Origin of the sequence: Actinoplanes oryzae, from assembly GCF_030757795.1 — a bacterium.
Classification (GTDB): domain Bacteria; phylum Actinomycetota; class Actinomycetes; order Mycobacteriales; family Micromonosporaceae; genus Actinoplanes.
On sequence record NZ_JAUQWH010000066.1, the window covers coordinates 1 to 26,514 of the forward strand.

At 72.4% G+C, this 26,514-nt stretch carries 31 protein-coding genes; 23 read left to right on the forward strand and 8 right to left on the reverse strand.

Going from position 1 to position 26,514, the window contains the following annotated elements:
• Window positions 1-451 (reverse strand): NAD-dependent epimerase/dehydratase family protein (locus tag RBH18_RS21580; RefSeq protein WP_306210564.1); only part of this gene is annotated, 451 nt, incomplete at its 3' end.
• 61 nt (window positions 452-512) lie between these two features.
• Between RBH18_RS21580 and RBH18_RS21585 the strand changes: the two genes are divergently transcribed.
• From RBH18_RS21585 to RBH18_RS21595, 3 genes are read left to right on the forward strand one after another with little or no spacing between them, the layout of a single operon-like run.
• Entirely contained in the window at window positions 513-992 is a 480-nt protein-coding gene (locus RBH18_RS21585; RefSeq protein ID WP_306210566.1) for a 2Fe-2S iron-sulfur cluster-binding protein, read from the forward strand.
• A complete protein-coding gene (locus tag RBH18_RS21590; protein ID WP_306210568.1) occupies window positions 989-1,954 on the forward strand; it encodes an FAD binding domain-containing protein in 966 nt (321 codons plus the stop codon). The genes RBH18_RS21585 and RBH18_RS21590 overlap by 4 nt, the downstream gene beginning before the upstream one ends.
• A complete protein-coding gene (locus RBH18_RS21595) occupies window positions 1,951-4,017 on the forward strand; it encodes a xanthine dehydrogenase family protein molybdopterin-binding subunit (protein ID WP_306210570.1) in 2,067 nt (688 codons plus the stop codon). Before RBH18_RS21590 ends, RBH18_RS21595 begins: the two co-directional genes overlap by 4 nt.
• An 18-nt stretch (window positions 4,018-4,035) precedes the next feature.
• Here RBH18_RS21595 and RBH18_RS21600 read toward each other — a convergent pair whose 3' ends face one another.
• Both RBH18_RS21600 and RBH18_RS21605 read right to left on the reverse strand, forming a co-directional pair.
• Entirely contained in the window at window positions 4,036-4,452 is a 417-nt protein-coding gene (locus tag RBH18_RS21600; RefSeq protein ID WP_306210572.1) for a DUF4395 domain-containing protein, read from the reverse strand.
• 128 nt (window positions 4,453-4,580) lie between these two features.
• Window positions 4,581-5,063, reverse strand: a complete 483-nt coding sequence (locus tag RBH18_RS21605) for a TlpA family protein disulfide reductase (protein ID WP_306210574.1) — start codon at window positions 5,061-5,063, stop codon at window positions 4,581-4,583.
• 384 nt (window positions 5,064-5,447) lie between these two features.
• Between RBH18_RS21605 and RBH18_RS21610 the strand changes: the two genes are divergently transcribed.
• The 3 genes from RBH18_RS21610 to RBH18_RS21620 all read left to right on the forward strand — a co-directional run bounded on the left by RBH18_RS21610 (window position 5,448) and on the right by RBH18_RS21620 (window position 7,660).
• Window positions 5,448-5,795: a histone-like nucleoid-structuring protein Lsr2 gene (locus tag RBH18_RS21610; protein ID WP_306210576.1), complete on the forward strand. Its 348-nt coding sequence runs from the start codon at window positions 5,448-5,450 to the stop codon at window positions 5,793-5,795.
• 450 nt (window positions 5,796-6,245) lie between these two features.
• Window positions 6,246-6,650, forward strand: coding sequence for a hypothetical protein (locus tag RBH18_RS21615; RefSeq protein ID WP_306210578.1), 405 nt, complete (start codon window positions 6,246-6,248; stop codon window positions 6,648-6,650).
• Entirely contained in the window at window positions 6,647-7,660 is a 1,014-nt protein-coding gene (locus RBH18_RS21620) for a hypothetical protein (protein WP_306210580.1), read from the forward strand. Before RBH18_RS21615 ends, RBH18_RS21620 begins: the two co-directional genes overlap by 4 nt.
• On the opposite strand, the gene RBH18_RS21625 is transcribed toward RBH18_RS21620, so the two are convergent.
• Window positions 7,636-8,526 (reverse strand): hypothetical protein, encoded by an 891-nt coding sequence (locus RBH18_RS21625; RefSeq protein ID WP_306210582.1) that lies wholly within the window; start codon window positions 8,524-8,526, stop codon window positions 7,636-7,638. The genes RBH18_RS21620 and RBH18_RS21625 overlap by 25 nt on opposite strands.
• A 96-nt stretch (window positions 8,527-8,622) precedes the next feature.
• On the opposite strand from RBH18_RS21625, the gene RBH18_RS21630 reads away from it, so the two are divergent.
• Both RBH18_RS21630 and RBH18_RS21635 read left to right on the forward strand, forming a co-directional pair.
• A complete protein-coding gene (locus tag RBH18_RS21630) occupies window positions 8,623-9,432 on the forward strand; it encodes a GNAT family N-acetyltransferase (protein ID WP_306210585.1) in 810 nt (269 codons plus the stop codon).
• A 15-nt stretch (window positions 9,433-9,447) separates the two neighbouring features.
• On the forward strand, window positions 9,448-11,046 hold the full coding sequence (locus RBH18_RS21635; RefSeq protein ID WP_306210587.1) for an AMP-binding protein: 1,599 nt from the start codon (window positions 9,448-9,450) through the stop codon (window positions 11,044-11,046).
• A gap of 61 nt (window positions 11,047-11,107) precedes the next feature.
• On the opposite strand, the gene RBH18_RS21640 is transcribed toward RBH18_RS21635, so the two are convergent.
• Window positions 11,108-11,392, reverse strand: a complete 285-nt coding sequence (locus RBH18_RS21640; RefSeq protein ID WP_306210589.1) for a DUF1905 domain-containing protein — start codon at window positions 11,390-11,392, stop codon at window positions 11,108-11,110.
• Window positions 11,393-11,584: 192 nt separating this feature from the next.
• On the opposite strand from RBH18_RS21640, the gene RBH18_RS21645 reads away from it, so the two are divergent.
• The 15 genes from RBH18_RS21645 to RBH18_RS21715 all read left to right on the forward strand — a co-directional run bounded on the left by RBH18_RS21645 (window position 11,585) and on the right by RBH18_RS21715 (window position 23,627).
• A complete protein-coding gene (locus RBH18_RS21645; protein ID WP_306210664.1) occupies window positions 11,585-12,334 on the forward strand; it encodes an SIS domain-containing protein in 750 nt (249 codons plus the stop codon).
• 32 nt (window positions 12,335-12,366) lie between these two features.
• On the forward strand, window positions 12,367-13,530 hold the full coding sequence (locus RBH18_RS21650; protein WP_306210591.1) for a glycosyl hydrolase: 1,164 nt from the start codon (window positions 12,367-12,369) through the stop codon (window positions 13,528-13,530).
• Between the two features lie 87 nt (window positions 13,531-13,617).
• Window positions 13,618-14,136: a hypothetical protein gene (locus RBH18_RS21655; protein WP_306210593.1), complete on the forward strand. Its 519-nt coding sequence runs from the start codon at window positions 13,618-13,620 to the stop codon at window positions 14,134-14,136.
• Window positions 14,133-15,242, forward strand: a complete 1,110-nt coding sequence (locus tag RBH18_RS21660; RefSeq protein WP_306210595.1) for a sensor histidine kinase — start codon at window positions 14,133-14,135, stop codon at window positions 15,240-15,242. The genes RBH18_RS21655 and RBH18_RS21660 overlap by 4 nt, the downstream gene beginning before the upstream one ends.
• The gene (locus tag RBH18_RS21665; RefSeq protein WP_306210597.1) at window positions 15,239-15,886 is read left to right on the forward strand and encodes a response regulator; all 648 of its coding nucleotides are present in this window, start codon (window positions 15,239-15,241) and stop codon (window positions 15,884-15,886) included. The genes RBH18_RS21660 and RBH18_RS21665 overlap by 4 nt, the downstream gene beginning before the upstream one ends.
• A 288-nt stretch (window positions 15,887-16,174) precedes the next feature.
• The gene (locus RBH18_RS21670) at window positions 16,175-16,933 is read left to right on the forward strand and encodes an SDR family NAD(P)-dependent oxidoreductase (RefSeq protein ID WP_306210598.1); all 759 of its coding nucleotides are present in this window, start codon (window positions 16,175-16,177) and stop codon (window positions 16,931-16,933) included.
• A gap of 128 nt (window positions 16,934-17,061) precedes the next feature.
• A complete protein-coding gene (locus RBH18_RS21675; protein WP_306210600.1) occupies window positions 17,062-17,496 on the forward strand; it encodes an STAS domain-containing protein in 435 nt (144 codons plus the stop codon).
• The gene (locus RBH18_RS21680; protein ID WP_306210602.1) at window positions 17,493-17,813 is read left to right on the forward strand and encodes an STAS domain-containing protein; all 321 of its coding nucleotides are present in this window, start codon (window positions 17,493-17,495) and stop codon (window positions 17,811-17,813) included. Before RBH18_RS21675 ends, RBH18_RS21680 begins: the two co-directional genes overlap by 4 nt.
• A 28-nt stretch (window positions 17,814-17,841) precedes the next feature.
• Window positions 17,842-18,291: an ATP-binding protein gene (locus tag RBH18_RS21685; protein WP_306210604.1), complete on the forward strand. Its 450-nt coding sequence runs from the start codon at window positions 17,842-17,844 to the stop codon at window positions 18,289-18,291.
• Window positions 18,257-19,429: a PP2C family protein-serine/threonine phosphatase gene (locus tag RBH18_RS21690; protein WP_306210607.1), complete on the forward strand. Its 1,173-nt coding sequence runs from the start codon at window positions 18,257-18,259 to the stop codon at window positions 19,427-19,429. Before RBH18_RS21685 ends, RBH18_RS21690 begins: the two co-directional genes overlap by 35 nt.
• Before the next feature lie 2 nt (window positions 19,430-19,431).
• The gene (locus tag RBH18_RS21695; protein WP_306210609.1) at window positions 19,432-20,625 is read left to right on the forward strand and encodes a glycosyltransferase family 4 protein; all 1,194 of its coding nucleotides are present in this window, start codon (window positions 19,432-19,434) and stop codon (window positions 20,623-20,625) included.
• Window positions 20,626-20,749: 124 nt separating this feature from the next.
• Window positions 20,750-21,925: a sensor histidine kinase gene (locus RBH18_RS21700; RefSeq protein ID WP_306210611.1), complete on the forward strand. Its 1,176-nt coding sequence runs from the start codon at window positions 20,750-20,752 to the stop codon at window positions 21,923-21,925.
• Between the two features lie 5 nt (window positions 21,926-21,930).
• Window positions 21,931-22,674, forward strand: a complete 744-nt coding sequence (locus RBH18_RS21705; protein WP_306210613.1) for a hypothetical protein — start codon at window positions 21,931-21,933, stop codon at window positions 22,672-22,674.
• Window positions 22,671-23,093 carry a hypothetical protein gene (locus tag RBH18_RS21710; RefSeq protein ID WP_306210615.1) on the forward strand — a complete coding sequence of 141 codons (423 nt, stop codon included), beginning with the start codon at window positions 22,671-22,673 and terminating at the stop codon, window positions 23,091-23,093. Before RBH18_RS21705 ends, RBH18_RS21710 begins: the two co-directional genes overlap by 4 nt.
• A gap of 66 nt (window positions 23,094-23,159) precedes the next feature.
• Window positions 23,160-23,627: a hypothetical protein gene (locus RBH18_RS21715; protein ID WP_306210617.1), complete on the forward strand. Its 468-nt coding sequence runs from the start codon at window positions 23,160-23,162 to the stop codon at window positions 23,625-23,627.
• 64 nt (window positions 23,628-23,691) lie between these two features.
• On the opposite strand, the gene RBH18_RS21720 is transcribed toward RBH18_RS21715, so the two are convergent.
• Genes RBH18_RS21720 through RBH18_RS21730 form a run of 3 tightly spaced genes read right to left on the reverse strand, consistent with a single transcriptional unit; the run spans window position 23,692 to window position 26,514 of the window.
• A complete protein-coding gene (locus RBH18_RS21720; protein WP_306210619.1) occupies window positions 23,692-24,012 on the reverse strand; it encodes an STAS domain-containing protein in 321 nt (106 codons plus the stop codon).
• A 10-nt stretch (window positions 24,013-24,022) separates the two neighbouring features.
• The gene (gene glgX, locus RBH18_RS21725) at window positions 24,023-26,158 is read right to left on the reverse strand and encodes a glycogen debranching protein GlgX (protein ID WP_306210621.1); all 2,136 of its coding nucleotides are present in this window, start codon (window positions 26,156-26,158) and stop codon (window positions 24,023-24,025) included.
• On the reverse strand, window positions 26,155-26,514 hold the full coding sequence (locus tag RBH18_RS21730; protein ID WP_306210623.1) for an STAS domain-containing protein: 360 nt from the start codon (window positions 26,512-26,514) through the stop codon (window positions 26,155-26,157). The genes glgX and RBH18_RS21730 overlap by 4 nt, the downstream gene beginning before the upstream one ends.

Consider the following 26,514-nt stretch of genomic DNA (forward strand, 5'->3'; position numbering starts at 1 on the left):
CGACCAGGGCCTTGTGCCGGCTGTACGAGGATCCGGGCACGCCGGTACGGGGGAACGACTCGGTCACGTAGGCGTGCTTGGGCCCCGGGGCGTAGACGCCGACCGAGGAGGCGACGACGAGGCTGGGCACCCCGGCGTGCAGCACCGCGTCGACCACGTTGCGGGTGCCGAGCACGTTGGCCTCGAAGAGCCGGCGCTGGTCGTGGCTCGGCTGGATCTGCCAGGCCAGGTGGACGACCGCGTCGGCGCCGCGGAAGATCTCGGTCAGCCGGGCGGCCGCGCCGGGGGCCGCGACGTCGCAGGGGTGCCAGTCGACGGCGTCGTAGGGGGGCACCCCGCGGTCGGGCAGGCGGCGGGCCACGCCCGCGAGGTCTGTTCCGGGCTCGTTGCGCAGCCGGCGCAGGAGGGCCGTGCCCGCGTTGCCGGTCGCTCCGACGATCACCACTCGCATGCTTCGGCGGTACCCGGTGGCCCGAGATTGAATCATCCTCGCGGGGGTACGGGGTTGACTCATGAAGCTTGCCGTCAACGGGGTCGAGCACAGTCTCGAGATCGATCCGCGGACCACGCTGCTGGACGCGCTGCGCGAGCACCTGCACCTGACCGGCGCGAAGAAGGGCTGCGACCACGGCCAGTGCGGGGCGTGCACGGTGCTGCTGGACGGGCGCCGGGTCAACAGCTGCCTGGTGCTCGCGATCAGTCAGCAGGACGCCGAGGTCACCACGATCGAGGGGCTGAGCCCGCATCCGCTGCAGCGGGCTTTTCAGGAGCACGACGGCTTCCAGTGCGGATACTGCACACCCGGGCAGATCTGCTCGGCCGCGGGCATGCTCGACGAGGCGTCGAAGGGGTGGCCGAGCGCGGCGACTCCCGCGGGCGAGGAGCCGGTCCTGGATGACGCGGAGATCCGCGAGCGGATGAGCGGGAACCTGTGCCGCTGCGGCGCGTACGCGAACATCGTCCCCGCCATCGCCGAGGTGGCCGGCCGGTGAAGACGTTCGAGTACACGCCCGCCACCGAGGTCGGCGAGGCTCTGCGGGCGCTCGGCCCGGACGCCGCGTTCCTGGCCGGCGGCACGAACCTCGTCGACCTGATGAAGCTCGGCGTCGCCAGTCCCGGCGCGCTGGTCGACATCAACCGGCTGCCGCTGCGCGACGTCGAGGAGCTGCCCGGCGGTGGCCTGCGCATCGGCGCCGGCGTGCGGAACAGCGACCTTGCGGCGCACCCGGTCGTCCGGCGCGACTTCCCGGTGCTCAGCCAGGCGCTGCTCGCGGGCGCGTCGGGTCAGCTGCGCAACATGGCGACGACCGGCGGGAACCTGCTGCAGCGCACCCGGTGCCGCTACTTCATGGACATGACCAAACCCTGCAACAAGCACGAGCCCGGTACGGGCTGCCCGGCACGCGAGGGCGACCACCGCAACCTCGCGATCCTGGGCGCCTCCGAGCACTGCGTCGCCACGCACCCGTCGGACATGGCCGTCGCCCTCGTGGCCCTGGACGCGGTCGTGCACGTGACCGGGCCGGCCGGCGACCGGGACATGCCGCTCGCCGAGCTGCACCGGTTGCCGGGCGACACCCCGCACATCGACACGGTCCTACAGCACGGTGAGCTGATCACGGCGGTTTCCCTGCCCGCCGCCGCGCCCATGTCCGCTTACCGCAAGGCCCGGGACCGGGCGTCCTATGCGTTCGCCGTGGGCTCGGTGGCCGCGGTCCTCGAACTCACTGAGGGACGAATCGACAACGTCCGTATCGCGTGGGGTGCGGTGGCGCACAAGCCGTGGCGTGCCACGAAGGCGGAGGACGCGCTGCGCGGGCAGGCGCCGACGCGGGAGAACTTCCTCACCGCGGCCGACGCCGAGCTGGCGGACGCCGAACCGCTGCGGGACAACGGCTACAAGCGAACCCTCATCCGCAACTTGACCGCGACGGTTCTGGAGGGTCTCGCATGACCGGCACGCTGGAGAACGCCGTCGGCCGCCCGCTCGGCCGGATCGAGGGCCCGGCCAAGGTCACCGGCGAGGCCCTGTACGCCGCCGAGTACCCGGTCAAGGACGTCACCTACGCGTGGGTCGTGCAGTCGCCGGTGCCCCGCGGCACCCTGACGAACGTGGTCGTCGACCCGCTGGCCGAGGACGACGACATGCTCGCGGTCCTGTGGCACGGCAACGCGCCGCGGCTCGAGGACGCCGGCGACCCCGAGCTGGCGGTGCTGCAGTCGGAGCGGATCAGCTACCGCGGGCAGGCCGTGGCGCTGGTCGTCGCCCGTACGCTGGAAGCCGCCCGCAGGGCCGCCATGGACGTGCGCCTCGACATCACATCCGAGCCCCACGACGCGGTGTTGCGCGCCGATCATCCGGAGCTCTACACGCCGGAGAAGGTCAATCCCGACTTCCCGGCGGAGAGCCGGCTGGGCGACGTCGACGCCGCCCTGGCCGCGGCGCCGGTGACGGTCGACGTGCGCTACGAGACGCCGGCGCTGCACAACAACCCGATGGAGCCGCACGCGACGATCGCGGTGTGGGAGGGCGACGACCTGCTCCTGTACGACTCCAATCAGCACGCCCCGGGCGTGGCCGGCACGGTCGCGGCGGCGTTCGGGCTGACCCCGGATCGCGTACACGTGATCAATGAGCATGTCGGCGGTGGCTTCGGGTCCAAGGGCACCGCGCGCCCCAACGCCGTCCTCGCCGCGCTGGCCGCGAAGGTCACCGGCAGGCCCGTCAAGCTCGCCCTGCCGCGGCAGGCACTGTTCAGCATGGTCGGCTACCGGACGCCGACGATGCAGCACATCCGCCTCGGCGCCGGGCACGACGGCCGGCTCACCGCCATCTCGCACGAAGCGGTCGAGCAGACGTCGCAGCTGTTCGAGTTCGCCGAGCAGACGACCACGGTCACCCGCCACATGTACGCGGCCGCGAACCGCTACACCGGCCACAAGCTGGTCCGCCTCGACGTGCCGACCCCGCGCTGGATGCGGGCGCCCGGCGAGGCCCCCGGCATGGTCGGCCTCGAGTGCGCCATGGACGAGCTCGCCGAGCGGCTCGGCATGGACCCCATCGAGCTGCGCCTCCGCAACGAACCGGACGCCGAGCCGGAGAGCGGCGTCGCCTTCAGCAGCCGGCACTACGTCGAGTGCCTGCGCGAGGGCGCCCGGCGCTTCGGCTGGGACGGCCGCGAGCACCGCCCTCGCCTGCGCCGCGAAGGCCGCTGGCTCATCGGTACGGGCGTCGCGGGCGCCACCTATCCGACGATGGCCCAGCCGTCGACAGCCCGGGTCACGCTCGGCGCGGACGGCACGGCCGAGGTCGCCATCGCCGCGTCGGACATCGGGACGGGCGCCCGCACCATCCTCACCCAGATCGCCGCGGACGAGCTCGGGCTGCCCGCCTCGGACGTCCGGGTGCGCATCGGGGACAGCACGCTGCCCATGGCCTCGGTAGCAGGGGGTTCCTCGGGCAGCGCCTCGTGGGGCTGGGCGGTGACCGGGGCGTGCCGGGAGCTGCGGCGTACCGGGAAGCCGGAGGTCACCTTCGACAGCAGCGAGCTGATCGCCCAGCAGGAGAAGGACGGCAAACACGCCTTCGGCGCCCACTTCGCGGAGGTACGCGTCGACGCCGACACCGGCGAGGTGCGGGTCAGCCGCCTCCTCGGGGTGTACGCCGCGGGCCGCATCCTCAACCCGCGCACGGCCCGCAGCCAGTTCCTCGGCGGCATGACGATGGGCCTGGGCATGGCCCTGCACGAGGAGGGTGTCCTCGACGCCCGGACGGGGGACTGGGTCAACCACGACCTGGCCGAGTACCACGTCCCGGTGCACGCCGACATCGAGCACCTCGAGGCGGTGTGGCTGGATGAGGACGACGCCGAGGTCAACCCGATGGGTAGCAAGGGCATCGGCGAGATCGGCATCGTCGGGTCGCCGGCCGCGATCGTGAACGCGATCTGGCACGCGACCGGGGTGCGGGTGCGGGACCTGCCCGTGCGGCTCGACAAGCTCCTGCCGCACCTCTGAGCCCCGCGCGGCCTCTCTTCAGGCGGTGCGGCCGTGCGTCAGGCGGCGGATCGCGAGGTAGGCCTGGCAGCCCAGGCAGAGCCCGAACGCGGCGTTGAGGAACGCCGCCAGCAAAGCGAACGCCGTGGCGACGAGCCCGAGCGCCGGGCTGCCGGTCAGGTAGCCCACGGTGGCGACCGCGAGGAAGGCGAAGCCGACCAGCTGGGCGAAGCGCACCGGCGCCGCGTCCTCGCGCTCGGCCGGCGGGCCCAGGCGCGGGGCGACCAGGGCGCGGTAGAGCAGGGCGTAGGGCCCGCGGCGGGGATCGGCGGCGGTGATCGCGAAGACGAGGGTCTGGGCGAGCGCGAGCCAGCCCGACCCGGTCGCGAGCACGACGACGAGGACGATCGTGGTGAGCACCGCGGCGAAGCGCGGGCCGCGGGGGTCGAGCTGCATGGTCCGCACTCTGGCACAGCCGGGCCCCTCCGCGCAGGAGATGTTGATCACCGGCGCACGGGTCGACAATTCCCGATGACCTGCCCGGATGACCTGCCCGGATGCGCTGCTTGGATCAGCTGCTCGGATCAGCGCGGCAGCAGCGGCTCGACGGCGGCGAGCAGATCGGGCTTGGCCGGCACGCCGGTGGCCCGCCGCACGATCCGGCCGTCGGCGTCGAGCACCAGCAGCGTGGGGGTGCGCCAGATGCCCAGGGCCCGGACGGCGTCGAGGTGGCTCTCGGCGTCCACGTCGACGTGCCGCACGCCCGGGAGCTGCTCCGCGACCTCGGCGCTGAGGCGTCGCAGGGCACGGCAGGGGGCGCAGGCCGCCGACGAGAACTGCAGCAGCGTCGCCGCCGCGGGGCCCACGCCGAGCCCGTCGAGCAGGGCGCCGTCCAGCGCGGCGCCCTCCGTCGCGGGCCCGGTCGCCTGCTCGGATGTCGTCGGCTCCGGGAGGCCGCCGATCGGCCGGGTGCCCCGCAGGCGGCCGTCGGCGCGGCGGTGCCAGAGGCCAGCCGCGACGCCGAGGACCAGGACGGCGGCGGCCACGATCAGGCCGGTGGAGTTCATGATCGCACTCTGCCACGGGAACCGGGGCGCGGGGGCGTCTGATTTTTCCGGAAACCTTCGCACGGTTCGGTCCTTTCGGTGCAGCAGCGGTGCGTCTTCGTGCACCCGTAAGCGTGATCACGGGCACATTGATCGGCGGCCTTGTGTTGCGGGCACGTTTCCGGTTTCCGGGGTCCCGGCGCGGGCGTCGCCGCCATTTCCGCCGCTGCTGGGCCGCCTGTTCCCGGGGGCGGTGAGGGACTGTTCGCGGACGGGTGACAGCGGCGCCTAATGGCTTCACAGATCCGCGACATGCGCATGGTCACAATTTGCCTCGGCGCGCCGCGATCGACAGAATGAAAGCGCGGAAATATCCGGCACAATGGCACCGCCACGGGAGCACACATGGCCAAGCAGGTAATCACTCTCCTCACCGACGACCTCGACGGCGGCGAGGCCGACCGCACCGTCGAGTTCGGACTCGACGGGGTGAGCTACACGATCGACCTCTCCGAGAAGAACGCGGGCAAGCTCCGCAAGGCGCTCGACCCCTATCTGGCGGTGGCCACCCGGGTCGGCCGCAGCGGCCTCGACACCCGGGCCCCGCGCCGCGGCACCGGCGTGAGCACCGGCCGGGCCACCCGCGATCAGAACCAGGCCATTCGCGAATGGGCGAGCAAGAACGGCTTCGAGGTCTCCGAGCGGGGCCGCATCCCCAGCTCGATCGTCGAGGCCTACCACAACAAGCGCTGACCTCCCGCCGGCCCGCCCTGCGGGCAGGCCGGCACCGGACAAACGGCGCCGCTCCGCGCGGCGCCGTCGGCGTTGTGCTGCAGGGCGGCGATGTGCGAGGCCTCCACCAGCGGCGCCTGCTCCCGGCCCCGGCGGGCCGTTTCCTTTCACCGGCGCGCGAGAAGCGTTTCGCCGCCTGCTTCCCGGGCGTTGCGCCGCCGTGCGCTTCGCCCCTCGGCGAGAGCTTTCGCCCGCGCCGGGAGCGTTTCCTCCGGGCAAGCGTTTCGCCCCGGCCGCCGGTCGCGTGTCTTTCCCGCTCCGCCGCCGCGTTTCCGGCGCGTCCTCACCTCTTGGAATGCTCCGCCGCCGCCGTGCGCGCGACGCCGGTGAATGGTCCGCGCGGCGTACCGAAGAATTCGGGCTTAACCGGTTAAAGTGGCGCTACGCCGAATGCCGGGCCGGGGAGGTCCGATGCTCTTTTCCATGCCCTGCGCCCTGGCCGCCGCCGTGCCGGGAGCGGACCAGGCCGTGCCGTGGTGGCTCGCCGCGCTCATGGTCGTGGCCCTGCTCGTGGCGCCCGCCGCCTTCTGGTGGCAGCACATGCGCGCCGAGGACCACCTCGCCGAGCTGCGCATCGCCCTGGACAGCTGCGAGCGCGCCCTCGCCGGGGCGCAGCAAGCCGCCGCCCAGGCGCAGAACGTGGCCGCCCGCGCCCAGGTCGCCGCCGCACAGGCCCAGCAGGCGGTCGAGCAGGCGCTGACCGGTCAGCAGGCCCTCGCCGCCGAGCAGCGGCTGGTGTCGGTGGTCGTGCAGACGCTGCGGCAGCGCCAGGACGGCGACGCCGAGTTCGAGACCCGGCACTACGGTCCGGCATGAGCCTGGTTCCGCTGCAGCCGACGGGTGCCGCCCCGGGCCTGCGCGTCTCGGTTCATCTCGACTGGCTGCCGGTGGGGGAGCGGGGGCGGCTGCTGCTGCACCGGCGGCTCACCGGGCCGGGCTGCCCGGCGACCGACCGCTGCTGGCTCTCCGGCGAGCTGCTCTGGCACCGGCTCGCCGCGCTCGATCCGGGCGGCGTCCACCCGGCGGAGGCCGGCCTGTGGCGCGACCTGCTCACCGGCCGGTACGTCCCCGGGCTCGACCGCCCGGTGCCCCTCGAAGCGGTGCCCGCCGACGTGGTGCACGGTGTGCTGCACACGCTGCCGCCCGGCCGGCAGCCCCGGTCGCTCGTCACGGTGGCGGCGCAGGTCGAGGACACCGTCGCCGGGCCGGTGCTCGGACGGGTGACGGCCACGTCGTCCCGGCACGACTTCCTGGCCACGGCCCTGGCCCCGCTGGTCCGGGCCCGGATCACCGCGCTCGACCTGCGGCAACGGCCGGTCACCGGCGACGGTGCGCCGGCCAGGGGCGACGATCCGGTCGCGCGCCTGGGGACGATCGACGACGCGATCGAGACGCGCGACCTCGGCGGGGACCACAGCGTGCAGGTCAACCGGTTCGTCGCGTACGCGCCGGAGGCCGCGGCCGATCTGCTCGAGGCGGTGCGGTGCTCCGGCGTACGGGAGGAGTTGCAGGACCACCCCGCCCGGCGCGAGCCTGCCGACCGGTTCGTGGACGACCTGGCCGGCCGGGGGTGGCGCTTCTGGCCGGAGCCGGTGCGCCTGACCGTGCCGCGCCCGGTGGCCGAGCTGCTGCACGGCTCGCTGTTCCTGCAGGTACGCCAGCCCGGCCGGACCGTGACCTATCCGCTGTCACCCCGCCCGGGCCTCACGGAGCTGCTGGGCGAGGTCGGCGGGCTGCTGTGTCCCGCCACGGGCGTCCCGCCGGCGGACGCGGACCTCCGGCGGGCTCTGGGAGCGGTGCTTCAGGCGTTCTGCGCGCCGTTGTAGACCTGCCACGCGACGTCCCGGTAATAGGCGAAGTACGCGTCGCCCCAGCTCCCGAAGTACGAAGCGGTCTGCACGGCCGAGCCGTCCGCCTGATAGTTGACGATGAAGGACCCGCCGCTCGCCCCGCCGGACAGCCCGACGCAGTTGCGGATCTGCACGCCGCCCGACGGCCCGTCGTACGGCTGCCCCTCGCACCACACGGCGTAGTCCACCGACCCGGGCAGCCCGATGGCGTGCGCGTAGCCGTTCGTCGCCCAGTTGAACCCGATGCCCGAGCCGCCGACCACGTCCTGCACGTGCGCGTTGGCGTTGCCGCCCCGGTTGAGCACGATGAACGCGTTGTCGCCGCCCGGCCCGGTGTCGTCGATGCGCCAGCCCGCCGAGCGCCAGGTCCACCATCCGTAGGGCGCGCTGCCCCGGTTGTAGGCCGGGGCGAACCGGAAGTTCTGGAACACCTTCCCGGTCGCGATGTCGACGACGCAGTGCCGTGCGGTGGCGATGACGTCGCGGTTGTTGGCCGACACCACATTGGCGGTGCAGATGAAGTCGCCGACGCCGGGGTTCGTGAAGACGAGCCGCCCGTTGGTGACCCATTCGCTGGCCAGCGTGTGCGGGCCGGCCGGCGGCGTGGCGTGCACGAAACGAGGCTCGCCCACGGCCGCGGCGCGCGTGGACCTGCCCAGTGCCGGAACGGGCGCCGGGCGCGCGGCATCGAGCCGTTCCGGGGTCCAATAGTGGTCGACGGCGGTGGCGGACGACCGGTTGACGGCGGTCGCGGTCGTCGCCCCGGCGTGGGCCGTGGCGGGCAGGACAGTGCTGGACGCGGCCACGGCGAGCGCGGCCAGAACACGCGGAAGTACGCGCATGGGGACTCCCTCGGGGGGCGGGGAAAGTCCCCTCAGGAAATCATGGGCATCAATATGTAAACAAGACTTAGAACATGGGGGAGGACAATGGCCGGCATGGACATCCGGAGGGCCGACGCGGGCGACGCCGCCGCGGTGGTCGCGTTGCGGTCGGTCGTCTACCCGTACCTGGTGCGCGGGGTCGAGGCGACGCGGCAGGAGCTGACCGGGGCCGAGTGGGTCGCCGAGGCCGGCGGACGGGTGGTCGGCTGGGTGGCAGCACGCGGCCGGACCGTCTCCCTGCTGCACGTGCACCCGGAGCATCGCGGCCGGGGGCTCGGCAGCGCCCTGCTCGACGTCGCCCTCGCCCACGTGGAGGAGCCGGCGCGCGCGTTCGCCACGGCGCCGGCGCTCGACTTCGCGCGGCGGCACGGGTTCCGGCCCAGCCGGCCGGTGCGCTACTCGGCGCTCGATCTCGCCGCCTTCCCCCGCGTGCCGAGCGATTTCGCGCGGCTGCGCGAGGTCGATCCCGCCGACCTGCACCGCACCTACACCGAGGCGACCGCGGACGAGCCCGGGGACGTGCCCGCGCTGCCGGTGCCGTTCGAGCGGTTCGTGGCGTGGTTCTGGGACAACCCGGACGCCGACCGGGAGGCCGGCAGCGTGGCGTACGCCGACGGGCGCCCCGTGGCGTTCTCGCTGGTGCTGCGGGACGGGGACAGGGTGTGGTCGGACATGACGGCGACGCTGCCGGCCTACCGGGGGCGCGGTCTCGCGTACGCGGTCAAGCGGGCGGCCCTGAGCCGGGTGCGCGGGCGCACGGCCTTCACGTCGAACGACGAGGCGAACAAGCCGATGCTGGCGATCAACACGCGGCTCGGCTACCGCGCGGTCGCGGCCCAGTGGAGTTGTGTGCGGGCGGTCTGAGAAGCATGCTGGGGCATGGTGTCCTACAGCTCCGGGACCTCGGACGTGCCCCTGCTCGGCGAGACCATCGGCGCCAACCTCGACCGCGCTGTCGCGGCGCACGGCGACCGGGAGGCGCTCGTCGACGTCGCGGCGGGGCGCCGCTGGACGTACACGGAATTCGGCGCCGCCGTGGACGACGCCGCCCGCGGCCTGCTCGCGCGCGGCATCGTCAAGGGGGACCGGGTCGGGATCTGGGCGCCCAACCGCGCCGAGTGGGTGATCGTCCAGTACGCGACCGCGAAGATCGGCGCGATCCTGGTCACCGTCAACCCCGCCTACCGGACGCACGAGCTCGACTACGTCGTCCGCCAGGCCGGGCTGAGCCTGCTGGTCAGCGCGCCCGCGTTCAAGAGCAGCGACTACCGGGCGATGATCGACTCGATCGGCTTCCGGGACACGGTCTACCTCGACACGGACGACTGGCCCGAGCTGCTCGCCTCCGGCGCGGGCCGCAGCCTCGACGTGCCGCTGGCCTTCGACGACCCGATCAACATCCAGTACACGTCGGGCACCACGGGCTTTCCCAAGGGCGCGACCCTCTCGCACCACAACATCCTCAACAACGGCTACTTCGTCGGCGAGCTGGTCGGCTACACGCACCAGGACCGCATCTGCATCCCCGTGCCGCTCTACCACTGCTTCGGCATGGTCATGGGCAACCTGGCCGCCACCTCGCACGGCGCGACGATGGTGCTCCCGGCGCCGGGCTTCGACCCCGCCGCCACGCTGCGGGCCGTCGAAGAGGAGCGCTGCACCTCCCTGTACGGCGTCCCCACCATGTTCATCGCGGAGCTCGCGCTGTCCGGCTACGACCTGACCAGCCTGCGTACGGGCATCATGGCCGGCTCCCCGTGCCCGGTCGAGGTGATGAAGCGCGTCGTCAGCGAGATGTCCATGGCCGAGGTCGCCATCTGCTACGGCATGACCGAGACGTCGCCCGTCTCCCTGATGACCCGCCGCGACGACGGCCTCGCCCGCCGCACCGAGACGGTCGGCCGGGTCATGCCGCATCTGGAGTCCAAGGTCGTCGACCCCGCCACCGGCCGGACCGTCCCGCCGGGCGAGCCGGGCGAGCTGTGCACCCGCGGCTACTCCGTCATGCTCGGTTACTGGGACCAGCCGGACGCCACCGCCGAGGCGATCGACGCCGCCCGCTGGATGCACACCGGCGACCTGGCCACGATGGACGCCGACGGCTACGTCGCCATCGTCGGCCGCATCAAGGATCTGGTCATCCGCGGCGGCGAGTACGTCTATCCGCGCGAGGTCGAGGAATTCCTCCACACCCACCCGGGCGTGGCCGACGTCCAGGTCGTCGGCGTCCCCGACGAGAAGTTCGGCGAGGAGCTGATGGCCTGGCTGATCCTCCACCCGGACGCCCCGCCCCTGACCGCCGACGACATCCGCGACTTCTGCCGGGGCAAGCTGGCCCACTACAAGATCCCCCGGTACGTCCACCTCGTCGACGCCTTCCCGATGACCGTCACCGGCAAGGTCCGCAAGGTCGAGATGCGCGAGCGGGCCATCGACATCCTCGGCCTCCAGGCCGCCGCGGCCATCCGCACCGCCTGACCCCGCCACGCCCGCGGCTCCGGGCGCGTGGTGCCGTCCGTGCACGTCCATCCGGCGGAGGTCAGCGGCGGGCGGCGGTTCCCAGGTCGAGCTCGAGGTCGATGTCGTGGGGGCGGCGGGCGGTGACGCGGGCGGCGGCTCGGCGCCAGGGGCTGACGCCGAGCCAGTACCCGCGGGGGGAGCTGGAGATCACGGTGCGGAAGCGGTGGCCGTTGACCGTGGCGACCACGCGGGGGTGGCCGCCGCCCAGCTGGGTCACGACGTCGTCGGGCACGTCGAAGCCGGAGCTGTCGCCGGAGCGCCGCAACTCGGCGCGGAAGCGCGTGCCTGCCGCGAAGGGGTGCATGATCGGATCATCGCGAACCCCCGGCCCCACGGGCAGACCCTGACCTGCCGCAGAGGCGTCATGGCGCTAAGTGGACAGTCACTGCGCGCCGCATACGCTCCATCGAAGCATGGAAATTTGTTATTGACCAGGCCTTGAATCGGTCGTAATTTTCATCGGCAGGACAGTTCGATGAAAAGGATGACCATCGATATGACGATCTCCAGCGCCGCCTACGTCGCGGCGATCCGGGACGCGATCGAGCGCGTCGGCACCACGCAGGGCGACGGGATCGGCCGCGCCGCCGACCTGATCACCGCGACGCTGCGGGCCGGCGGGGTGGTGCAGGCGTTCGGGTGCGGGCACTCCGAGGCCCTCGCCATGGAGCTCGCCGGGCGCGCCGGCGGCCTCGTCCCCACGAACAAGATCGCGCTGCGCGACATCGTCCTCTTCGGCGGGGAGCCGGTCGCCGTCCTGTCCGACCCCGAGCTCGAGCGCACCCCGGCCGTCGCCCACCGCCTGTACGAGCTCGCCCCGGTCAAGCCCGACGACGCCTTCGTGATCGCCAGCAACTCCGGGGTCAACGGGGCCGTGGTCGAGCTGGCGCAGCTCGTCAAGCAGCGGGGGCACGCCCTGATCGCGATCACCTCGCTGGCCCACTCGTCGCGGGTGGAGCCCCGGCACGCCAGCGGCCGGAAGCTCGGCGACCTCGCCGACGTCGTCCTCGACAACGGCGCCCCCTACGGCGACGCGACCCTCGACTACGGCACCGGTGCCGTGGGTGCGGTCTCCTCGATCACCGCCGCCCTGCTCGCCCAGCAGATCGTGGCCGAGGTGGTGGCGCGGCTGCTCGCCGCCGGGGAGACGCCGCCCGTCTACCTGTCCGACAACGTGCCGGGCGGACGGGAGCACAACAAGGAGCTCGAGGCCAGGTACGCCGGGCGGATCCGGCGGCTGGCCTGAGGAAGCAGTTCTCTCCCCCCATTGGAGGACTCGTGAAACCATCCCTCGCCCTGGCAGGCGCAGCGACCCTGCTGGGCACCACCCTCGCCGTCTTCGCCAACTCCCCGGCGGCCCAGGCGGCGGACTGCGGCTACCTGTTCGACGACTTCTCCTACTCGTCGTCGAGTGATGCCGCCCTCACCTCGCACGGCTGGACGCCCCGCAGCTACCCGGGCGGTCCGGGCGTCGCGGGGGCCACCTGGTCCGCGGCCAGTATCACCTTCCCCACGGCGGACGGCCAGAAGGTCATGCAGCTCACCGCCTCCACCGACGGCACCGGCGGCGGGACGAACCACGCCGAGCTCTACAGCACGCAGAAACGGTTCTTCGAGGGCACGTACGCCAGCCGGGTCCGCTTCACCGACACCCCGGTGAGCGGCGCGGACGGCGACCACATCAACCAGACGTTCTTCACGATCAGCCCGCTCAACGGCGACCTCGACCCCACGTACAGCGAGCTGGACATCTCCGAGTACCTGCCGAACGGCGGGTGGGGCGAGACGGGCCCGATCAACTACCAGACGACCTGGTACACGTACCGGAACGAGCCCTGGTACGCCGACAACGTGCACTCCGAGCAGCGCTCGTCCCTGAACGGCTGGCACGACCTGGTCGCCACGGTGGCCAACGGGAACGTCACCTACTACATCGACGGCGTGCAGGTCGGCCAGCACGGCGGCAAGTTCTACCCGCGCCAGACCATGACGATCAACTGGAACCTGTGGTTCATCGACACCGCGGCGCACACGGGCGGGCTTTCGACGTACGTCGAGCAGGTCGACTGGATGTTGTTCGCCAAGAACCAGGCGCTGACCCCGGCGCAGGTCACCGCGCGGACGGCCGGATACCGCAGCGCCGGCACGACCTTCTCCGACACGGTCGACTCGACGGGCGGGGGCTGCACGACCAACCCCACCACGCCGCCGCCGACGAACCCGACCACCCCGCCACCGGCCGGCACCTGCTCCGCCGCGCAGGAATGGGCGTTCGGCACGGTCTACACCAGCGGGCAGACCGTCGTCCACGAGAAGAGCCGGTACGGCGACCCGAGCGGCCCGCCCTCCGGCGACGGCAAGCACCTCTGGCGCGCCCGCTACTGGACGCAGGGCTCCGAGCCCGGCTGGACCGAACAGTGGCAGGACCTCGGCAGGTGCTGAAGCGGCCCCGTCTCCACCCCAGGGTGGAGACGGGGTTTCCATCCGTGCGCCGATCCGCCCGTACGGGAAAATCGCGATCGTTGAGTCATGACAGCGACCCAGTACCTCATCAGCGCCGCCATCCTCGTCGTCGGCCTGCTCAGCCTCGGCACCCACGAGTTCAGGTGGTCCCGGATGCTCCGCCCGCTCGTCATCGTCGGGGTGGTCGCGTCGATCTATCTCAGGACGTTCCCGACGGCGGGCAACGACGTGCGGCTGGAAGCGGCCGGCGTCGGCCTCGGGGTGCTGCTCGGCGTGATGAGCGGCCTGCTCGTCAGGGTGCGCCGCGACGCCACGACCGGGCGCGTGCTGACCACCGCCGGCGCCGGCTTCGCCGCGGTGTGGATCGGCGCGGTCGTCTTCCGCACCCTGTTCGCGTACGGCGCCGACCACTGGTTCGCCCGCGGCATCTACGACTTCTCCCGCGCCCACCTGATCACCGGCGGCGACGCCTGGACCGCGGCCTTCGTCCTCATGTCGCTCACCATGGTCCTCGTCCGCCTGGCGGTGACCGCCGTGCAGGTCAACCGGCTCGCCGTCCCGGCACAGGTGAAGATGTCGGTGTGAACCCCCGACTCGGACTCCGCTACCTGTCCTGGGCGGCCGCCGCGGTGGTCGCCCTGGACGTCGTCCTGACCGGGCTGCCCGGCGACCCCGCCGCCCGGGTGGCCGTGCCGGTGGTCGCGGTGCTCGGGCTCACGCTCTGGCTGGTCGCCACGCGGTCGCGCCTCACCCGGGCGCTGCCGCTGACGCTGTGCTTCGTGGGCGCCGGGCTGTGCGGGGCGGTGCTCGACCTGGTCCGCTCGGAGGGCACCGGCTACACGCTCGGGTTCATGGCCGCGGCCGGGCTGGGGCTGCGCGTACCCCGGCGGCACGCGCTGATCGCCGGGGGCTTCGTCATCGTCGCCACCGGGCTGGCCGAAGCGGCCATCTCCCAGCAGCCGGTCGGCGCCTTCCTCAACCTGGCGATCGGCGGCGGATTCCTCTTCCTGGCCTCCGCGCTGGCCGGAGCCTCCCGCCGCGCGGCCGACTCCGCCTCCGCCCGCCGGGCCGCCGACGCGGAAGCAGCCCGGCTCGCCGAACGCGGCCACATCGCCCGCGAGCTGCACGACGTCCTCGCCCACACCCTCGCCGGCCTGACCGTGCAGCTCGAGGGCGCCCGCCTCCTGGCCACCAGGACCGGCGCCGACCCCCGCCTGGTCGCCCAGCTCACCGACGCGAGCGCCCTGGCCCGCGACGGCGTCGCCGGCGCCCGCACCGTCGTCGAAGCCCTGCGCGACGGCCCGCCGCCCGGCCCGGCCCGCATCCCCGACCTGGTCGCCAAGGCCGCCGGCATCCACGCGACCCTGACGGTGAGCGGCGAGCCCCGGCCGCTGAGCCCGGAGCGGGGGCTGGCGCTCTACCGTACGGTGCAGGAAGCCCTCACCAACACGGCCAAGCACGCCGGTCCCGGTGCGCAGGCCCGCGTCGCCCTGACCTGGACGGCCGATACGGTGACGGCGGAGATCACCGACTCCGGTGGCAGCACCCCGGCCGGGCTGCCGTCGGGCGGCCACGGCCTGACCGGGCTCGCCGAGCGGGCCGCCCTCGCCGGGGGCAAGCTCGACGCCGGCCCGTCCGGGGACGGCTGGCTCGTCCGCCTGTCCCTCCCCCTCGCCCTGGAGACCGCATGACCGTCACCGTGCTGATCGCCGACGACCAGAAGGTCGTCCGCGACGGCCTGGCCATGATGCTCGGCCTCCTCGACGACATCACGGTCGCCGGCACCGCGACGGACGGCGCCGACGCGCTCCGCCAGGCCGCCGGCGCCGACCCGGACGTCATCCTCATGGACCTCAACATGCCCGTCATGGACGGCGTCGAGGCCACCCGCCGGCTCACCGCGTCGGGCGCCCGGGCCCGCGTGGTCGTCCTCACCACCTACGCCGACGACGACTCCGTCTTCCGCGCCCTGCACGCCGGCGCCCGCGGCTACCTCACCAAGGACGCGGGCGCCGAGGAGATCCGCGAAGCCCTCCTCACCGTCGCCGCCGGCGAGGCCCAGCTCGACCCCACGGTCCAGCGCCGCCTCCTCGACACCCTCGCCGCGGGCGCCCGCCTGGCCGTCGCCCCCGCCGCCGCGGACTCCCTCACCCAGCGCGAGGAGGACGTGCTGCGCGAGATCGCCGCCGGCCACACCAACCAGGAAATCGCCGCCCGCCTCCACGTCTCCGAAGCCACCGTCAAGACCCACATCAACCACCTCCTCGCCAAAACCGCCTGCCGCGACCGCGCCGCCCTGGTCGCCTACGCCTTCCGCACCGGCCGCGCCCACTAGGCACCGGCAGCCCGGTCCCCGCGGCGTCTGCCTTCTGCGCGAGGGCGATATGCGGTGGCTGACGAGCCGGCACTCAGCAGCGACGCCAGCCGTCTCGCCGCGCGCGGGTCACGGCCGAAGAGGGCCAGCAGGCCGTGGCGAGCGCCCACTTCGGTATCGCCTCGCTGCCGGCGCGGACGGCGCCTCCGCCGAGCAGGGCAGATACCGCGCGCGAGTCCTGGGTGGCTGAACTTGACGTAGTACCGGCGGTCGTTGGCGGGACTGCCGGGTGGTGCCGAGCATGGACGGATGACGAAGGTACTGGTGACGGGGTCGGCGGACGGGATCGGGCGGGAGACGGCTCGGCAGTTGGTGGCGGGCGGGCATGAGGTGACGCTGCACGCTCGCAATGACGTACGGGCGGAAGCTGCTCTGCACGCGGTGCCCGGCGCGGCCGGCGTGGTCGTCGGGGATCTCGCGTCGATCGAGGAGACGCGGAAGCTGGCGGCATCGGGGACCCGGTACGACGCCGTTGTCCACAATGCCGGGGTGGCGGTCGACGGGCCACGGGTGGAGACGGCCGACGGGCTGGAGCTGACGTTTCAGGTGAACGTGCTGGCGGCGTACCTGATCAGTGCTCTGCTGCCGCGGCCCGGGCGGTTCGTCTTCGTGACCTCGGGGATGGCCGACGGCGGGCGCATCGAGCTGGACGATCTGCAGCGGACGCGGCGGCGGTGGAACGGTACCAGTGCGTACTGCGACTCGAAGCTGGCCGGCCTCGCGCTCGCGTACGCGTTCGCCCGGCGGTGGCCCGATGTGATCAGCACGGCCGTGTGTCCCGGGTGGGTGCGGTCGCGGATGGGCGGTCCGTCGGCGCCCACCGACATCGCGACGGGGGCGGCTACGCAGGCGTGGCTCGCCGTGTCGGACGATGCGGCGGCGCTGCGCAGCGGGGGCTACTGGCGGCACATGCGGCCGTTGCCGGCGTTGCGGGGTGCCGGCGATCCGGCCGTCCAGGATGGTCTGCTGGCCGCCTGTGCGGGTTTGACGGGCACCGACTTGACGTAGAGCGGACCCCGACTCCCGCGCACCGCGCCGGCGGTGTTTGCGCACGTTGACCCCCCTTCCGGCGCGCGGACAGACTGCTCGCACAGGTCGGAACGCCGGGTCGGACCCGGCCGCTGCGGGGAGTGGTCATGACGAGCCTTTCGTACGGTGCGCCGGGCGTCGCCGCGGCGGCGCGTGAGGTGCGGATCGACAAGCGGATGGACGGCACGGTCACCGTGCTGAGCCTGCGCGGCGACCTGGACGCCCGGACGTCGCCGCGGGCGCAGGCCGACCTGTCCGGGTTGATCCCCGGCGGGACGCCGGTGCTGCTGGACCTGGCCGGCGTCGGCTATGTGTCCAGCGCCGGGCTGCGCACGATGCTCATGGTGTATCGCCGGGCGCAAAGCACCGGCGCCGCGATCGCGCTCGCCGGGGTGTCCGAGTCGCTGTGCACGATCCTCTCCGCCACCGGGTTCCTGCGGTTTTTCCGGGTGGCGGAGTCGGTTCCGGAAGCCATCGGGGTCCTCCGGGCCCCGGAGTCGCCGGCGCCCGCCGGTGACCGTGAGAAGGGAACGGGGAAATGACACTGCAGACCACCTCCAGCACCAGGGCGGACGCCGTCGTGATCACGCTGGTCGGCGATCTCGACGCGACCGGGGCGCCGGCGTTGCAGGCCGACGTCGACACCGCGCTCGCGGCCGGGGCCAAGCGGCTCGTGCTCGACCTGCGCGCGCTGGGCTACCTGTCGTCGGCGGGCCTGCGGCAGCTGGTGTACGCCCAGCAGAAGATGGCCGACGACGTGCAGATCGTGCTCGTGGGCGCCAACCCGCGCGTCGAGCAGACGATCCGGCTGGTCGGCTTCGACCAGAGCGTCACGCTGACCAACCGGCTCCCGGAGTAACGACGTGCGCAGCCTCACCGTGCCCGCCGTGACGGAGTCCCTCGACCCGGTCAACGCCCTGGTGGCGGACCTCGCGGAGGCGGCGGCCATGCCCCCGGAGTCGGCGTACCGGCTGCGGCTGGCGACCGAGGAGCTGTTCGTCAACATCGTCCGGCACGGGTACGAGCCCCGGCGCGAGCGGGGGCAGGTCGTCGTCGAGGGTGGCCTCGACGGCGACCGGGCCTGGATCCGGCTGACCGACACGGCACCCGCGTTCAACCCGTTCGGTGCGCCCGCGCCGGCCGGGCTGGACCGGCCGTTGCACGACCGCGAGCCGGGATCGCTCGGCTTGTATCTGACCAGGAACGCCGTGGACGCGGCGTCCTACGAGTACGTCGACGGCGCCAACCGGACCACGGTCGTGATCCGGCGCGGGGCCGGAACCGGGGGCGGGCGTGAGTGCGATGACCGAGACGACACTGATAGTCAGCGGGGGTAGCACCTCGGCCACGGACCTGTGGCAGGTGCTGAGCGACGACGGGATCACTGCCGCCGTCCGTACTCCGCAGTCGGCCCTCACCGAATGGTGGGCGCCGGACCGCACGCCCGACCTGCTGCTGGTCGACGCCTCGGCGGACGCACCGGTCGACGTCGCCACGATCCGGAGCCTGGTGGACCGGATCGTGGCGGCGGCCGGCCACCCGCCCGCCGTGGTGTCCTTCGCCGACGCCGACAACGAACAGCTCGAACTGCACGTCCGGGACGGCGGCGAGTTCCTGCTCGCCCCGTTCGCCCCGCACCTGGTCCGGCAGCGGCTGGCGGTGACCCGGCACGCCCGCGAGCTGGGCGTGGCGATGAGCGGCCTGCAGCACCGCGACATGGAACGCGACCTGCGGATCGGCCGGGAGATCCAGCTCGGCTTCCTGCCGCAGACGCTGCCGGTCATCGCCGGCTGGGACATCGCGGCCTGGTTCCAGCCGGCCCGCGAGGTCAGCGGCGACTTCTACGACGCGTACGACGTCATCAACGGAAGTTGTCTCGCCTTCGCCATCGCCGACGTGTGCGACAAGGGCATCGGCGCCGCCTTGTTCATGGCGCTGATCCGGAGTCTGCTGCGCCAGGCGGCCGCGGCGGCGCAACCGTCCGACGAGCCGAGCGCGGGGCTGGCGCTGCACGCCGTGCGTACGGTCAATGACTATCTGACCGCCAACCACCTGCACCAGGCGTACTTCGCGACCTTGTTCTTCGGGGTCGTCGACCCGCGCACCGGCGAGCTCGTCTACATCAACTGCGGCCACAACCCGCCGCTGATCCGGCGCGCCGGCGGCACCCTGCAGTCCCTGGAGCCGACGGGACCCGCGGTCGGCCTCATCCCGGACGCCGGCTTCGACCTCGGCCGCACCGGCCTCGGCCCCGGCGACCTGCTGTTCCTCTACACCGACGGCGTCCCCGAGGCGAAGAGCACCCGCGGCGACTTCTTCGGCGACGACCGTACGCGGGCCCTGCTCGCCGCCGGAGGCACCGCCGACGAGATCGTGCAGCGCTTCGCCACCGGCATCCGCACCCACTCGGGCGCCGCCAGCCAGCACGACGACGTGACCATGCTGGCGCTGCGGCGCCGGGCCCTCGAGGAGTGACCATGCGCATCCTGATGCTGTCCTGGGAGTATCCGCCGCTGCTGGTGGGCGGTCTCGGCCGCCACGTCCACGGCCTCACGACCGCCCTGCGCGCGGCGGGCCACTCCGTCACCGTGGTGACGCGCTCCTCGGCCTCCGCCGAGACCGATGTGGTGGGCGTGCCGGAGGACCCGCTGCTGCTCCCGGACGATCCCTTCGCGTCCGCCCTGGCCGTCAACCACGCGCTGTCCCGGGCCGCCGCCCGCCTGCCCGGACCCTTCGACGTGGTGCACGCCCACGACTGGCTCGTCGCCCACAGCGCCGTAGCCGTCCGCGACCAGCTCGGCCTCCCGCTGGTCACCACGATCCACGCCACCGAGGCCGGCCGCCATCAGGGCTGGCTGCCCACGGGTCTGAGCCGCGCGGTGCACTCGACGGAGAGCTGGCTCGCCAACAGCTCCGACCGCGTCGTCGTCTGCTCCCACTACATGCGCTGGGAGGTCAACCGCCTCCTCGGCATCCCCGCCGACCGCCTGCACGTCATCCCCAACGGCGCCGACCCCGTCACCCCGGCCTCCGCCCAGGTCAAGCGGGTCCGCCTGCGCTTCGGCGGCACCGGCCCGCTGCTCGGCTTCGCCGGCCGCCTCGTCTACGAGAAGGGCGTCCAGGACCTCATCGCCGCGCTCCCCGCCCTCCGCGACCGCCACCCGGGCCTGCGGCTCCTAGTCGCCGGCGACGGCCCGCACCGCCAGACCCTCACCGACCAGGCCGCCCAGCTGGGCGTCCGCGACGCGGTGTCCTTCGCCGGCTTCCTGGGCCCGGACCTGGCTGCCGCGATGGCCGCCTGCGACGTCCAGATCGTCCCCTCGAGGTACGAACCCTTCGGCATGGTGGCCATCGAAGCCGCGGCGGCGGGAACTCCCGTCGTGGCCGCCGCCACGGGCGGCCTCAAGGAAATCGTCGAGCCGGGCCGCACCGGCCTCACCTTCCCACCCGGCGACCGGGCCGCCCTGGCCCGCGCGGTCACCCGCATGCTGGACGACAGGCCCGCCGCCGCCCGCATGGCCCGCACCCTCGCCCGCGACGTCGAGGACCGCTACTCCTGGCCGGCCATCGCCGAGCGGACGGTCGAGCAGTACCGCACCGCGACCGGGGTCGCGCGTCCGCTCGCGCCCGACCTCATCGAGCTGCCGGCCGGCAACCTCCTCTTCAGCTGAGCGTGCCTCGAACGGGGGCGCTCTCTTGTTCCCGATCGTCGGCTACGGGAGAATTGCCGGCCCACGCGCTCGACGCCGGAGGGAATCATGGCAGAGCTGCCGGGCTGCTGCATGCGAGGGCAGCGTGAGTGACACCGCCGCCGCGCCATCCACTCGCTCGGCCCCGAGTCTGGAGCTGCTGGCCTCGACCACCTACAAGTTGATCCGGCCGTTCGAGGCGGTGGCGCTCCTGCTGCAGGCCACGAACCTCTTCGCGAGCGCGATCAACGACCGGTACGCTCCCGGCGGCGTTCCGGTGGTCCTGGCGCTCGGCGTGGTGCACCTTGTCCTGGCCGGCGTGGTGCTCCGGCACCGGGGACCGCTGACCCGTGGCCGCGCCTGGGTGGCGGCGTGGATCGCGACGATCTTCGTGGTGCAGATCCTGCTCGCACACCTGCTGGCCCCGGGTGACTTCGCTGCCTACGGCGTCGGGGTGCCGATGGGGAATTACGCCTTGATCCCGCTGGCCGTGCTCGCGTTCTACCCCTGGAGCGGATTCCGTGACGCTCGTCGGCGCCGGTTGATCGAGGCCGGACTGATCGTGGCCGTCGTCCTGCACCCGTTGCTGATCCTGGGGCTGATGCACCGATGGCAGCTGACCACCGCGCATCTGCGCAGCGTGGCGCTCTATGGAGGATGGGCCCTGGTGTGGTTCCTGGTCGGCAAAGGAATGGCCCGGTTGTGCCGCATAGCCGTGCAGGTGGAGACCGACGCCTTGTCCGCCAGCTACGCGGCGGCCCTGGGGGACCTGCACACTCACGCCGAGCGGGCCGCGAGTCAGATCGCGGCGGGTCACGATGCCCGGACAGTGGCGCGCGATCTGCAGTCGGTCATCACGGCCCGCCGCAGGCAACTGCTGCTGCAGGACGAATATGTCGGAGCGGCGGACCTGGTCAAGAATGCGATCCGGGCGCACGGCGACCGGCTCCGGTTGTTGTCCGCGCCCGCCCTCGGCGGCTTGACGATCCCTCGCCGGCATGCCGTCCTGCTCGACCAGGGACTCGCCGACCTGCTCAAGAACGTCGTCGTGCACGGCGGTGGATCGGTGGAGGTGGACTTCGTCGTGGCCGGCTCCATGATGACGTTGGAGGTGCGCGATCACGGTCCCGGCCTCGGGCCCGGCGTGTTCGCCACGGGCAGCAGCCTGCAGCGGCTCCGCCGGCGCCTGGCCGAAGCCGGCGGGGACCTTCAGCTCCTTCCCGCCCCGCCGGGGGGCGGCGCGGCCGTGCGCCTCGAGCTGCCCCTCCGGCCGCGGCGGTGACTGTCGTGCGCATTCTGGTGGCCGAGGACATGGGCATAGCGGGCGCCATGGCTTACGCCGAGCTTGCACAGGCGGGACACGGCGACCCGGTGATCGTCACTGATCCGGACACGGCACTCGCCCGGCTCCGGGCAGAGCACTTCGACGCCGCCGTGGTGGACATGTTGTTCCAGGCGCACTCGGACGACTTCGAACGGCGGCGCCGGGACGGCAAGGTACGCCTGACCGACGCCAGGCTGCATCTCAGCGGGCTGGCACTGGTGCAGGCTGCGGCCGAGACGGGAACGCCCGCGGTGCTGTGGACCTCGGGCGAGACCAACCGGCGGTTGCACATGACCTTCGCGTTCGAGCGGCTGGGCTGCCACGGGATGTGCCCGAAGGAGACGGGCAGGCTCCGCGCTGCGGTGGCTGCTGTCGTGGCCGGTCGGGAGTGGATCGATCCGCTCCTGCGGACCCACCTTCCCCCGCGGTCCGCTCCGACGCTGCGTGACACGTTTTTCTCCTCTTCATCGCGGCGGGCGATGTGGCGGGCGATGGCCCTCGGGCTGCACGATCATTCCCGGATCGGGCAGGCTGTCGGCGTCAGCAGCGGCGCGGTGCGGCGCAGCGTGGAGGACATGCGCAGCAGACTGGTCACGTTCGACCCGGGCTGCTCCGGCGACGGGCCACCCACTGCTGAGCTCGTTCGATATGCGAGCCAGAACTGGGAGTTCTTCCTGGACGACACGATTCGGCAGATCTACCCATGACGGGGCGCAAGGTGTGGCGCGGGATCGAGCCGTGGGTTCCTCGAGTTGCCCTGCTCGTGCTCCCGGCGGTCTGGATCGCCCTCGCGGTCACGCTCCCCGTGTCCGCGGGTCGCAATCTGACCGTAGACGTGGTCTGTTCCTCCGGGAACCCGGTCGTCGGGGTGTGGATCGAGTCCCGTTCCGGTGGCTCATCGTTCGCCCGTCGGGGTGACGAGCGAAGTGCGGCCTTCACCCGATACACGTTCCGGCAGGAGTTCTCCGCGCCCTATCAGGTCCGGGTCGGCTGTGGTGGTGACGCGAGGCAGTGGGGTCTCCCGGTCGAGTCGGCCGACAGCGACCGGGCCTATCGGCGCCTGCTCTGCGAGGACGCCGACCCCGTCTCGGCCCGCACCGTCGGTTGCCGTGACCAGCGGCTCTGACCGGCCGCAAGCGACAATTGTCCGCTGTGCCGGTGCTCCCGGGCGACGAGAGTTCGACGTGCAGGGGTGCGCGACCGCGACCCCGCACTCGAAGGGAGTCGATCCATGCACAAGGCAGCACGCCGCGCGATGAACGCGGCAGGCCAGGTGGCGCTCGTCACGACAGTCGTGGCGGCAGCCGCCGTCGGCGTGACGAGCCCGGCATTCGCCGGCACGGTCAGCGGGTGCGCTCAGGGCTGGTCCGAATACCCGGGAACCTGCATCTGGGTCGACACCGGTGAGAAGCGGGCCGCCGACCACACCCAGTGGGTGAGCCAGATCAAGGTCCAGAAGCCGCGGGAGGGTTCCTCCGGGTTCCTGGAGGGCTGGGCAGGCAACGGTCCCTCCGGCATCGCCTGGTACCAGTCCGGCAACGGCGAGACGGTGACCTGGTCGATCAACAAGTGGATCAAAACGGATTCCGGCATCTGCGGCGCGTACACCTGGCCGGGCTCATCCGACCGCTCGATCGCCTGCATCACGATAAAGGCCTGAGACCCGCCCGGAACGCGGCGGCCCGGAACCGGGTGGTTCCGGGCCGTTCGTCGTGCTGCTGTGGTCAGTCGGGGAGGTGGTCGGCGATCTCGATGCTGTAGTGGAAGCCGACCATGCGCAGGGTGCGCTGGATCACGTCGTTGGCTCCGACCAGGGTGATGGGGACCGAGGACGGCATCTTGAGCCGGGCGTACGCGAGCATCCGCAGCCCGCCCGACGACAGATAGTCCACGCCGCTCATGTCGAGGACCAGGCGGTCGACCGCGACGTCGCTGGCGCGTTCGACCTCGGAGCGGAAGGTGGGGCCGCTGAGGGTGTCGAAGACGCCGGCCAGGGTGATGACGGCCATGGTTCCCTTGCGCCACAGGCTGGCGGTGAATGGCACCCCGGGCCCCCTATGCCGTCGGCCGGCCGACCAGGACGACCGTGGAGCGCGGGCCGACCAGGTAGGACCTTCCGGGTTGGGCCGGCTCGGCGCCCGGGGCGGCCACGCCGCCGGTGGCCGGGTCGGCGTGGGACGTGTCGGCGAAGAGGTGCCAGCGGAAGCCTTCGGGCAGGCCCGGCAGCTCGACGTCGTGCGCCTCCCAGTGGGCGTTGCTGACCTGGTAGACGAAGTCCGACGCGCCGTCCGTGCCCAGGCCGGCCCGCAGCAGGCCGAGCAGCCGGCTGTCGCCGGACCAGTCGGCCTCCCACGCCCGTACGCCGTGCCAGCTCACGTCCGGCAGGCCGGTGCCCGTGTCCTGGCCGGTCGGGTGCAGGGGTGCGCGCAGCTGCGGGTGCGCCTTGCGGAAGGCGATGCACCGCCGCGTGAACTCGAGCAGCTCGGCGTTCCGCGAGACCAGTGACCAGTCGAACCAGCTGATCGGGCTGTCGTGGCAGTAGGCGTTGTTGTTGCCGCCCTGGCCGCGGGCCACCTCGTCGCCGGAGTAGAGCATCGGGATGCCCTGGCTGGTCAGGAGGACGAGCAGGGCGTTCTTCATCTGGCGCAGGCGCAGCTCGAGCACGGCGGGGTCGTCGGTGGGGCCCTCGGCGCCGCAGTTCCAGCTGGCGTTGTCGTCGTTGCCGTCCCGGTTGCCCTCGCCGTTGGCCTCGTTGTGCTTGCTGTTGTACGCCACCAGGTCGTGCAGCGTAAAGCCGTCGTGGCAGGTGATGAAGTTGACCGACGCCGTCGTGCCCCGGGTGCCGTAGAGGTCGGGGGAGCCCACCAGCCGGGTGGCGAGGTCGCCGACCTTGCCCGGGGTGCCGCGCAGGAAGTCCCGGACCGTGTCGCGGTACTTGCCGTTCCACTCCGACCAGCGGCCGTAGTTGGGGAACGCGCCGACCTGGTAGAGCCCGCCGGCGTCCCAGGCCTCGGCGATGAGGACGCAGTCGCGCAGCAGCGGGTCGTAGGAGAGGGCTTCGAGCAGCGGCGGGTTCGCCAGGGGCGCGCCGTCCTCGCCGCGGTCCAGGATGGCGGCCAGGTCGAAGCGGAAGCCGTCCACGTGGAACTCGCTCGCCCAGTAGCGCAGGCAGGAGAGCACGTAGTTGCGGACGATCGGGTGGTTGCAGTTGAGCGTGTTGCCCGTACCGCTGAAGTTGAAGTAGTAACCCTCGGGCGTGAGGATGTAGTAGGTCCGGTTGTCCAGGCCGCGGAAGTGGATGGTCGGGCCCTGCTCGTTGCCCTCGGCGGTGTGGTTGAAGACCACGTCGAGCAGCACCTGGATGCCCGCCGCGTGCAGCTCCTTGACCATGTTCTTGAACTCGTCGGCCTGCATGCCGAAGGGCCCGGTCGCGGCATAGCCGGCCTTCGGCGCGAAGAAGCCCACCGTCGAGTAGCCCCAGTAGTTGACCAGCAGCTCCCCGGTGGCCGGGTCGAGGCGGCTGTTCTCGAACTCGTCGAACTCGAAGACCGGCATGAGCTCGACGCAGTTCACCCCCAGGCTCTTCAGGTACGGGATCTTCTCGACCAGCCCCGCGTACGTGCCCGGCGCGACGACGCCCGACGACGGGTCCCGGGTGAAGCCGCGCACGTGCATCTCGTAGATGACCAGGTCCTCGTTCGGGATGCGCAGCGGCCGGTCGTCGTCCCAGTCGAAGTCGTCGAAGGCGAGCTTCGAGCGGTACTGGTACGGGTCGTCCCAGTCGGGCTGCGTGCCCCACACGTCGCGGCCGGACATGGCCCGCGCGTAGGGGTCGGCGAGGATCCGCGTGGCGTCGAAGCGGTCGGCGATGTGCGGGTTCGCCGGCCCCTGGACGCGGTAGCCGTAGTCGATGTTCTCGTAGTCGAGCCCGAACACCGTGATGGCCCAGACGCCGCCGATCCGGAACTCGTGCGGGATCGGGATCTCGGCCAGGGGCGTGTGCTCGCCGCTGTGGAAGAGCACGAGCGACACGGCCTCGGCGGAGCTGGAGTAGACGGAGAAGTTGACGCCGCCGGGCACGAGCGTGGCGCCGAACGGCATGTGCCGGCCGAGCCGGACGCCGTACCCGGCGATCTGGTGGGTGGGGTAGGAGTCGATGCGGTCCCGCACCACGTGGAGAGGCGCGGTCACGACGCGCTCTCCACGAAGGCAGCGTTGCGCAGCACTTCCAGGCCGCCGTCCACGTCCTCGGCGGTCAGGAAGAAGCGCAGGAATCCCGTGGCGGAGAGCGCGAGGTGCAGGTCGCCCCCGACGCCGACCACGCAGACCTTGCCGTTGAGCGCCTGTGCCTGCCGGTAGATGGCGAGCATCGTCCGCAGCCCGTCCTGCGACACGTGCGGCACCTCGGTGAAGTCCAGCAGGATCGGCTGCCGGTCGAGGAGGATCGGCACGATGCCCTCGTGCACGTCCTGCGCGTACGTGCCGTCCAGCACGCCGATCAGCCGTGCCACCGTGACGTCCTCGATGGTGTCTCTGGTGATGTGCAT

What these genes read in the sequence shown, in the direction of transcription:
- RBH18_RS21585 (WP_306210566.1), top strand. Translation starts at nt 513, where the DNA reads ATGAAGCTTGCCGTCAACGGGGTCGAGCACAGTCTCGAGATCGATCCG.
- RBH18_RS21595 (WP_306210570.1), top strand. Translation starts at nt 1,951, where the DNA reads ATGACCGGCACGCTGGAGAACGCCGTCGGCCGCCCGCTCGGCCGGATC.
- RBH18_RS21600 (WP_306210572.1), bottom strand. Translation starts at nt 4,452, where the DNA reads ATGCAGCTCGACCCCCGCGGCCCGCGCTTCGCCGCGGTGCTCACCACG.
- RBH18_RS21605 (WP_306210574.1), bottom strand. Translation starts at nt 5,063, where the DNA reads ATGAACTCCACCGGCCTGATCGTGGCCGCCGCCGTCCTGGTCCTCGGC.
- RBH18_RS21610 (WP_306210576.1), top strand. Translation starts at nt 5,448, where the DNA reads ATGGCCAAGCAGGTAATCACTCTCCTCACCGACGACCTCGACGGCGGC.
- RBH18_RS21615 (WP_306210578.1), top strand. Translation starts at nt 6,246, where the DNA reads ATGCTCTTTTCCATGCCCTGCGCCCTGGCCGCCGCCGTGCCGGGAGCG.
- RBH18_RS21620 (WP_306210580.1), top strand. Translation starts at nt 6,647, where the DNA reads ATGAGCCTGGTTCCGCTGCAGCCGACGGGTGCCGCCCCGGGCCTGCGC.
- RBH18_RS21625 (WP_306210582.1), bottom strand. Translation starts at nt 8,526, where the DNA reads ATGCGCGTACTTCCGCGTGTTCTGGCCGCGCTCGCCGTGGCCGCGTCC.
- RBH18_RS21630 (WP_306210585.1), top strand. Translation starts at nt 8,623, where the DNA reads ATGGACATCCGGAGGGCCGACGCGGGCGACGCCGCCGCGGTGGTCGCG.
- RBH18_RS21635 (WP_306210587.1), top strand. Translation starts at nt 9,448, where the DNA reads ATGGTGTCCTACAGCTCCGGGACCTCGGACGTGCCCCTGCTCGGCGAG.
- RBH18_RS21640 (WP_306210589.1), bottom strand. Translation starts at nt 11,392, where the DNA reads ATGCACCCCTTCGCGGCAGGCACGCGCTTCCGCGCCGAGTTGCGGCGC.
- RBH18_RS21645 (WP_306210664.1), top strand. Translation starts at nt 11,585, where the DNA reads ATGACGATCTCCAGCGCCGCCTACGTCGCGGCGATCCGGGACGCGATC.
- RBH18_RS21655 (WP_306210593.1), top strand. Translation starts at nt 13,618, where the DNA reads ATGACAGCGACCCAGTACCTCATCAGCGCCGCCATCCTCGTCGTCGGC.
- RBH18_RS21665 (WP_306210597.1), top strand. Translation starts at nt 15,239, where the DNA reads ATGACCGTCACCGTGCTGATCGCCGACGACCAGAAGGTCGTCCGCGAC.
- RBH18_RS21670 (WP_306210598.1), top strand. Translation starts at nt 16,175, where the DNA reads ATGACGAAGGTACTGGTGACGGGGTCGGCGGACGGGATCGGGCGGGAG.
- RBH18_RS21675 (WP_306210600.1), top strand. Translation starts at nt 17,062, where the DNA reads ATGACGAGCCTTTCGTACGGTGCGCCGGGCGTCGCCGCGGCGGCGCGT.
- RBH18_RS21680 (WP_306210602.1), top strand. Translation starts at nt 17,493, where the DNA reads ATGACACTGCAGACCACCTCCAGCACCAGGGCGGACGCCGTCGTGATC.
- RBH18_RS21690 (WP_306210607.1), top strand. Translation starts at nt 18,257, where the DNA reads ATGACCGAGACGACACTGATAGTCAGCGGGGGTAGCACCTCGGCCACG.
- RBH18_RS21695 (WP_306210609.1), top strand. Translation starts at nt 19,432, where the DNA reads ATGCGCATCCTGATGCTGTCCTGGGAGTATCCGCCGCTGCTGGTGGGC.
- RBH18_RS21710 (WP_306210615.1), top strand. Translation starts at nt 22,671, where the DNA reads ATGACGGGGCGCAAGGTGTGGCGCGGGATCGAGCCGTGGGTTCCTCGA.
- RBH18_RS21730 (WP_306210623.1), bottom strand. Translation starts at nt 26,514, where the DNA reads ATGCACATCACCAGAGACACCATCGAGGACGTCACGGTGGCACGGCTG.